Annotated in this window: 6 protein-coding genes and 1 rRNA gene; 2 read left to right on the forward strand and 5 right to left on the reverse strand. The window is 40.7% G+C overall.

The window, feature by feature from the left end:
• Positions 1-373 (reverse strand): 16S ribosomal RNA (locus A3O17_RS05225); the annotation flags it as partial.
• A 334-nt stretch (positions 374-707) separates the two neighbouring features.
• Here A3O17_RS05225 and A3O17_RS05230 point away from each other — a divergent pair.
• Positions 708-1157 (forward strand): GtrA family protein, encoded by a 450-nt coding sequence (locus A3O17_RS05230; protein ID WP_064208653.1) that lies wholly within the window; start codon positions 708-710, stop codon positions 1155-1157.
• A 50-nt stretch (positions 1158-1207) separates the two neighbouring features.
• Here A3O17_RS05230 and A3O17_RS05235 read toward each other — a convergent pair whose 3' ends face one another.
• The 4 genes from A3O17_RS05235 to A3O17_RS05250 form a co-directional block, all read right to left on the reverse strand.
• Positions 1208-1795, reverse strand: a complete 588-nt coding sequence (locus tag A3O17_RS05235) for a metal-dependent hydrolase (RefSeq protein ID WP_064208654.1) — start codon at positions 1793-1795, stop codon at positions 1208-1210.
• 15 nt (positions 1796-1810) lie between these two features.
• Positions 1811-4927, reverse strand: coding sequence for an AAA family ATPase (locus A3O17_RS05240; RefSeq protein ID WP_064213145.1), 3117 nt, complete (start codon positions 4925-4927; stop codon positions 1811-1813).
• Entirely contained in the window at positions 4927-6054 is a 1128-nt protein-coding gene (locus A3O17_RS05245) for an exonuclease SbcCD subunit D (RefSeq protein WP_064213146.1), read from the reverse strand. The genes A3O17_RS05240 and A3O17_RS05245 overlap by 1 nt, the downstream gene beginning before the upstream one ends.
• 120 nt (positions 6055-6174) lie before the next feature.
• The gene (locus A3O17_RS05250) at positions 6175-7353 is read right to left on the reverse strand and encodes an acetate/propionate family kinase (protein WP_064213147.1); all 1179 of its coding nucleotides are present in this window, start codon (positions 7351-7353) and stop codon (positions 6175-6177) included.
• A gap of 341 nt (positions 7354-7694) precedes the next feature.
• On the opposite strand from A3O17_RS05250, the gene apf reads away from it, so the two are divergent.
• Complete coding sequence (apf, locus tag A3O17_RS05255) at positions 7695-8333, forward strand: aggregation-promoting factor (protein ID WP_064213148.1); 639 nt, start codon at positions 7695-7697, stop codon at positions 8331-8333.
• Positions 8334-8396 lie beyond the last annotated feature (63 nt).

Below are 8396 nucleotides of genomic sequence, written 5' to 3' on the forward strand. Positions count from 1 at the left end.
GCCTCCCGTAGGAGTATGGCCCGAGACTCAGTCCCATTGTGGCCGATCAGTCTCTCCACTCGGCTACGTATCATCACCTTGGTAGGCCGTTACCCTACCAACTAGTTAATACGCCGCGGGTCCATCCAAAAGCGATAGCAAAACCACCTTTTACATAATGACCATGCGGTCATCATGGTTATACGGTATTAGCATTTGTTTCCAAATGTTATCCCCTTCTTTTAGGCAGGTTACCCACGTGTTACTCACCCGTCCGCCACTCGAATTTCTTACGGTGAGTGCAAGCACTCGGTGTAAGAAATTCTCGTTCGACTTGCATGTATTAGGCACGCCGCCAGCGTTCGTCCTGAGCCAGGATCAAACTCTCAATTTATAAGTTTGTGACTCGTAATTACTAGCGAATTGACTTCGCAAATGTTATTGCATTCATTTTCATGAATTGCCCTGCACATTTGTGTGTCGAAACATTATTCAGTTTTCAAAGATCTACTTCTTATTCAATTAGCTATCAAACTGACAGCTTTTACATAATACCAAATTGAAAGCTTGGTGTCAATCACTTTTTTTAGTGACCTACCAAATCAACAACAGTTATTACTATACAGGTATCACCTTTATCCGTCAAGATTTTTTTAAACAAAATTGACTCTTTTTTTTAAGTTTTTTATACTTATTTGATGTATTCCAGATTAAAAGAGGATCAGTAAATGAAATCAGAAGAAAAAAATACCAAAGTTTTCGACAATACCATCATCAAATTTATCATTGTTGGGGTTGTTAATACCGTTGTTGGCTGGGTCGCAATGTTCTTATCATTGTGGCTTTTAACTAAGATGGGCGCAAGCCACACAATTAGTTATTGGGTTCCTTCCGGGGTCAATATTGTTGTTGGAAGCATCGTTAGTTACATCTTAAATAAGCACTTTACTTTCCAAAGCAATACGACCGGAAAAGAAGATATTGGTAAATTTGTCATTAATATCTTGATTTGTTATGTTGTTGCATACGGCATTGCCCAGCCAATTGCAAAATTGATTTTCAAACACGCTGGGGTAATGGTTCTTAAAATCATTTCATTACTCTCTGGTTCAATCTTATTTACAATTATCAATTACTTTGGCCAACGTTTCTGGGTATTTAAAGAAGACGAAAAGTAATTTAAACCCAAATAAAATGGAGTCGGATCAATTCGATTCGGCTCCATTTTTTATTTAATAATCGCTAGCAACGTATGTTGAAACGCCGTAAATTTGGTCTGAACAACTGTTAGCCATTGACAATGGATCACCTGACCTAGTGTTCCAAGCCATAAAAGACGAAATTCAATCAGGAGTAAACACAAAGTAAATCCTAAAACGAGGTGTTCACCAATTCCTCCCGTTGTGTAGTAAATCAGCTTTGGTCGTTTCCGTTTCTTTTTGTATGGCCATAACCAATGAATTCCTTCCTTCGAGAAAGAATCTTCAATTAAATGCATTAAGTACCCTATCAGCAACCAAAAAGTCACATTTTGACCCGACGCTGATAAATAGTGAAACTGAATAACGGTTCCTAACACAAAGACAATTACTGCTCCTAAAAGCGAATGGGTCCCGCCACGATGACCGAGTGTCTTATTAGTAATTCCGCTGGCAATTTTATTCCGTTTTCCCAAAAATGAACTCGGATGGTCGATGTCTGGAAGAAGACTTCCAATTCCAAGAGCGCACCCATTTAGGAAACTCACTTCACCTGAAGCCGCCATCAACGGGAGGCCAATCGCTAATGTTAGCGTAACGTGTGTACGATATTTCATTTTTCTTCCTCAAAATTATCCTTCATGCCGATATTTCAAATGACTTTGCCCCTCATGCGCAACCACGTTGATCTGATCTGGAATTTGAGCATGGAGTTCTCTCACATGGCTGATAATTCCGATCATTCGATTCTTGCCTTCTAACGTTCGCAAAGTCTCCATCGCAGTCGCAAGGGCATCTTCATCAAGGGAACCGAAGCCTTCATCAATAAATAGCGTATCGATTTCAGTTCCGCCGTTTTGCCGTTGAATTACCTCACCTAACGCCAACGCTAGGGCTAAAGCGGCAATAAAGCTTTCGCCACCCGACAATGTGTGCACACTCCGAGTCTGACCGGCTTCATCATCATAGACATCAATTCCCAATCCGGTTTGCCGGGCAGTATTGCGTTCCGCATTTTGTTGCAAGACAAATGAATACCGGCCGTCAGTGATTTTTTCCAAAATTTGAGTTGCAACCTCAAGAACCTCTTTAAAGTACTCGCGCAAAACAAAACGCTCAAGCCCAAGCTTATTTTCGCTTGTCCCTCCGCTTACGATCTGTGAAAGTTCCGCAACCTCATCAAGATGCTGTTGTTGCTTTTGACAAGCATCCCACAGTTTTGATGCTTGGTGCTTGATTTGCTTCAATGATTGCAGCTGGGCATTTTGTTCACCCCATTTAATCTGCATTCCACGCAACTTGTTTTCCAAATCAGCAACCTGGGTTTGAAGGTGATCAATCTTGGGCAACGCTTGGTTTCCAATCACTTCATTAGCTTTCGCCAACTGATCAGTATTTGACCGCACTTTTTGCCGATATTCATCCACTTCCGTTCGTAACGTCGGTAACCGGTGTAAATTGCTGATCAAATTCCGCAGTTTGGATTCCGTTTCATTTTGTTTTTGTAATTCGGCTTCCAAATCATGTTCAGTTTGGTTCAACTCATGACTCAATTCATGCAACCGTTCAGTCAGTTGTTTATCCTGAGTTTCAAATACAATTTGTTGCTCTTTAATTTGTTGCATCTCGTTCGCGTTTGTCTTTTGAGCAGTCGTAAATTTTTCAATTTGAGTTTGCCATTGCCCTAACTGGTCTTCTAATTCAGCCTTTGTTTTAAATTCAGCAGGAAGCAATTTTTGTTGAGTCTTAACTTGAGCATCCAGCTCTGCCGCTTTTCGCTCTGCGGTTGTTTTTAGCTGTTGTGCGTTATCAAACTGATTCTGCAACTCCGTTTGTTGCTGTGAAAGGGTCGTATTTTGGACTGTTAACCGTCCTTGAAGGACCTTGGCGTCATCATATTCTTGTTTTCGGGTTTGAAAATCACGTTCCCGGTTTTGACGCCAATCACCAATTTCATCAAATGATAAATCCGTTTGATTTTCCTGATTCAACTTTTGCAGTTCTTCATCTAAAGCCCGTTGAGCAACTTGTACCCGTTGCTGAAATTCACTCTGTTGCTCTTCAATTTGAGATAACTTTTGAGCAGCTTGGGTATATTGGGTCTGCGCCTGCTGGACATCCTCTTCTTTAATCGCCTGCATTTCAACCGGAACCTTAATTTCAGCCGGGTGCGGGTGTTCCGTTGAACCACAAATCGGGCAAGCCTTTCCCGGAGTTAACTGTTTTACATAGAAATTGATCTGGTTTTGAGCAAAGTAATTTTGCAGTTCATTCGCCCGATCAGAAAGAACCGCAACTGTCTTTCGTTGATTAGCAACATCCTGATCGATTGCTGCCAACTTTTGCGTACTCGTCGTTTTATCGCGGTTAAGCTGTTCAAGCCGTTCAAGGTGGTGATCAAGCTGGTTAAGCTGCAGTTTTCGCTGATTCAGATCATCGTTTAAATTCGTTAAATCACCAATTTGTTGCAACTGAGTTTGATTAGCTTTCAATTGCCGTTCCTTCTCAGCAAGTGCTTCTTTGAGTGAAGCTGTTTTTTGCGTTGCCTGTTCTAACTGATGCTGGGCATCCCGCAAACTTTGCTGGGCCGCTTGAACTTCGGGATACAAATCCAACTTGGGTTTTAGCCGTTGGACGTCAGTCGCTAGTTTCTCCATTTCAGGGGCATGTTTTTCAAGCTCATCATAAATTTTTTGCTGCTGATGCTGCTCTTCCTTTAATCGACCTAAGTTTTTTTCAGCATCTTTGATTCGATGATCAGCATCCTCAACTGCTGCTCGTTGCTGACTAACTTTCATTATTAAAGCTCGCTGCGATTGGGCCCACTCAAGCAGAGCGATTTCTTGTCCTTTTTGTTTAACTTCTTCATCCTGCTGTTCAAGCATCATTCGTTCTTGCTCTAGCTGGTTGCGCTCATCGAATGCTTTTTTCAATTGCTTAGCATCATCAAGCTGCTTTCGCGATTGTTGCAGTTTCTCGTTATCGTGATCTAAAATTTTTCTTTGATCCGTTACGAATTGCTGATTACGCGTGATTTTTTCGTCAACGACCGCAAACCAGTCCTGATTCGTACGCACTGCTTTGCGCTCATCATCCGTTAAAATTACGTTTTGCTTTAAAACTTCCAGATTTGCCCGCTGCTGCTCTGCCCGTTTGCTTAGTTCGCGAACTTCAGTTTTGATCTGTTCCGTCCACTTTTCAAAAATCTCAGTCCCAAAAACCTGCCGTAAAACATTTTCCTTATTCGCACTATCAGCAGCCAGAAATTTTCGAAACTGTTGTTGCGGTAGCAAAACGATTTGGGTAAACTGTTTCGCATTTAAATGAAGCAAATCCTCAATAAAACCTTTAATATCTGATGTCTTTGTCAACGTCTCCTCTTCGCCGTTAACACCATCGTACTTCAACATTTGCTTGGCCTGGTGACTTGACGTTCCGCCCTTCGCGTTCACATAATCATACTTTGGCTCGCGGGTGATCGTATATTCTTTTCCTTGATGTTCGAATTTTAATTGAACAACCGTTTTTTCCCGTGCTTGCGCAAAGGATGAACGCATCTGCTGCGGCGTCCGCTCATTACCAGAAGTTTCGCCGAAAAGCGCATAGCAAATTCCATCAAAAATCGTTGTTTTTCCGCTTCCAGTTTTCCCGCTGATCAGAAATAACGGTACGTTTTCAAATTGGGTAAAATCAACCGTTTCATTCCGGTAAGGCCCAAAATTCTGCATTGTTAACTTTAATGGCCGCATTAATTAACGCTCCTTTCAGCTTTTGCTAATTCTTCCTTCGCAAACTTTTTTTGAATTGATGAAAGTTCATCCCCGGTTGCTTCATGATAAAAGGTTTCTAACATTTCAAGCGGGCTCAGTTTTTTTATCTTCCGGCCGCTTTCTTGTGAGATTGCATTCCGGCCATTTTGCCTTTGAAAACTGATGACCCGCGGATAAAACTCACGCAGCCGATTCATCACATTCGGAATAATTTCCTTATCCGTTAACCGAATTGCCACAAACTGGTCATCATCAACTTGACGATAAAATTCAGGACTCGTCAACGTTTCGAAGCTCTCCTGCAAAACCACAATATCATTTTTCGGCGTTAACGGAACCCACTTGGCCATTTCATCCTCTTGGTCCGTATCAACGATCCAAACACCCTTTTCATCCTGCGCTTCACTTACCGAAAACTTGACCGGTGAACCGCTATATTTCATTCGCGGATGATGCAACGCATTTTTACTATGTAAATGTCCCAGCGCAACATAATCGAAATCTTCCATTAAATCAAGGGCAACGGCATCAAGCCCGCCGACTTCGACTTGGGTTTCTGAGTCACAGTGACTGCTTCCAGCAGCAAAAAAGTGCGCCAATAAAACATGCTTCTTATCATTTTCAAACCGTTCTTTCATTTGGCTGAAAATCAACTTCATCGCATCGTTCAAGTTATGGATCTCAACGTCTTTAAAATAGTTGCGCGCAGCCGGAAGTTCAAAATATGGTAATAAGAAAAACTGCGTATCACCAATAACTACTGGTGTAAAAGCATCCTTTAACTTTGTATTCATATAAAAGTCGGTTGCCTTGAACCAGTCGCTTCCTGTATTAAGCCGAACGGCAGAATCATGGTTTCCGTTAATTGCCAACACTGGCAAATGATCCTTCAAATTTAATTGAATCAGCATTTGATCCAACAGGCGGACCGCGTCTTCGCTTGGAACTGACCGATCATATAAATCACCTGCAATTACAATGGCATCAACCTTTTCCTGCAACGCGATCTGTTCAATTTGTTCAAACGCATCTCGCTGATCATCAAAAAGGGAAAAATCATGCAATTTCTTTCCAATATGCCAATCTGCTGTATGTAAAAATTTCATCATTCCACCTCTATTCACGTTTCACTCAATCAAACATTTGTTCTCATTTTATCATATTAGACAAGTTGAAAGAAAGAAGGTGCGATGAAGTTCTTTAACTCCATCACACCTTCTTCTGAATTAAATTTCTTTTTTAATTTGACGAACCATTTGCAATTCTTCATTCGTTGGAATCAACATTGTTTTGATTTGCGCGTCTTTTGGCGAAATTATTCCTTCCTGATTTGCCTGATTTAATTTTTCATCGACCTCGATGCCAAGAACCCGCAGTTGTTTTAACAATGCCAACCGCAAATCAACTTGGTGTTCACCGATCCCGCCAGCGAGCACTAACGCGTCAATGCCACCAAGTTCAGCAAAATATGCGCCCACATACTTTACGACCCGGTTAATAAAAATTTCACGGGCAAGGCTGGCTTGGCGGTCACCCTTTTTCCACGCAGCTTCAATGTCCCGCATATCAGAACTTGATTCTGAGATTCCTAAAATTCCAGATTGATCATTCAGCAGTGTCATTACTTCTTCAGCTGTCATGTCTTCTTTTTCCATTAAAAATGGGACGATTGCTGGATCAACATCCCCCGCTCGGGTTCCCATCGTTAAGCCCGTCAACGGAGTAAAGCCCATTGAACTGTCAAATGCTTTGCCATCTTTAATTGCTGCTACCGATGCGCCGCTTCCTAAATGTAATGTAATAATTTTCAATTTATTTAATGGACGGTTAAGCAATTCCGCTGTCCGTTCTGCCAAGTAACTGTGACTGATTCCGTGTTCGCCGTACCGTTGAATCTGATACTTTTGAGTCAACTCATACGGTAAACTGTAAATGGCATTTGATTCCGGCATGTCCGTAAAGAAAATACTATCAAACACTGCGTACTGGTCAACATTTGGCAAAATCTTTTGCATCAATTCAACGTACCGAGCTTCATGCGGATTATGCAATGGCGCAAAATCTTTTAGATCCTTAATTTCTTGCAAGACTTCCGGCGTGATCAACGTTGCCTTCTTAAACTTTTGTCCGCCGGCAACGACCCGGTGACCAACAATTTGAATTTCATTTAATGAAGCAATTTTAAATTCTTCAATTCTATTTAAAATCATCCGAACTGCATCTTCATATCCCAAGTTTGGTTCCTGCGATTGTTTTTTTTCACCATTAAACTTGGTCGTAACTAATGCTTGCGGTGTATTGATCCGTTCAACTTCACCTTCGCCCGCAACCTTTTCACTTTCAATTTCAAAGACTTTCCATTTAACTGACGAACTGCCAGCATTTAAAAGTAAAACTTTATCCATTGCTTTTTTCCTCCGTAATTTTCTGTTACTTTTTGTAAATTATACCAGGATTTTGTTATATTCGATTCGGTTTCATTGTAAAATTCATATTAAATTCAGATTTTTTCACAAAAAAACAATTTAATTTCGATTTTTTATTCAAAACTAATTCGTTTATTTAACAACGTTTTACCGACTTTTGTTACAAAATTTCAGTTTTTTGTAACAATAAGTAATACTCTTGCTACAACGCTGTGATATTTACCGCTTATACTAGACACTGTTAAATCGTTACGGAGCGATTTTGATATGAAAGTTAGTAAGAATATATACAGATAATTTTTATAGGAGTGAATATATTTATGAAGATGAAAAAGGTTTTAGTTTCAGCTGCTGCATTAACAGGTACAATTGCTGGTGCTACAGTAGTTGCAAATGCTGACACAGTTACAGTTAAGGCTGGTGACACTGTTTCAGAACTTGCACAAAAGTACAACACAACTGTTAATACAATCCAACAACTTAACAACCTTAGCAATCCGAACTTAATCTTTGTTGGCCAACAATTAAAGGTTAACAACGATAACAACGGCCAAGCTGTTGCACAACAAAACACAAACAACAACGCACAAGCTGCTCAACAACAAGCAACTTCACAACAACAAAACACAAACACACAAGCTCAAGCTTCAACACAACAAGCTGCTCAACAATCAGCTTCACAAAACACACAAGCTCAAGCTTCAAACAATGACAACTACAGTTCAAATGTTTCAGGTAGCAACGCTGCTGCTAAGGCTTGGATCGCACAACACGAATCAAGCAACAACTACAACGCACGGAACGGCCAATACATTGGTAAGTATCAATTAAGTGCTAGCTACTTAAACGGTGACTATTCACCAGCTAACCAAGAACGCGTTGCTGACCAATACGTTGCTCAACGTTATGGTTCATGGGTAAATGCTCAACGCTTCTGGGAAGCAAATGGTTGGTACTAAGATTTAGTTCAACACGAATTTTACAAAGTCGGCTTTTATCGCCGGCTTTTTTTCTACCAAGAG

The sequence above is a fragment of the Ligilactobacillus aviarius genome, assembly GCF_001654615.1.
Classification (GTDB): Bacteria; Bacillota; Bacilli; order Lactobacillales; family Lactobacillaceae; genus Ligilactobacillus; species Ligilactobacillus aviarius_B.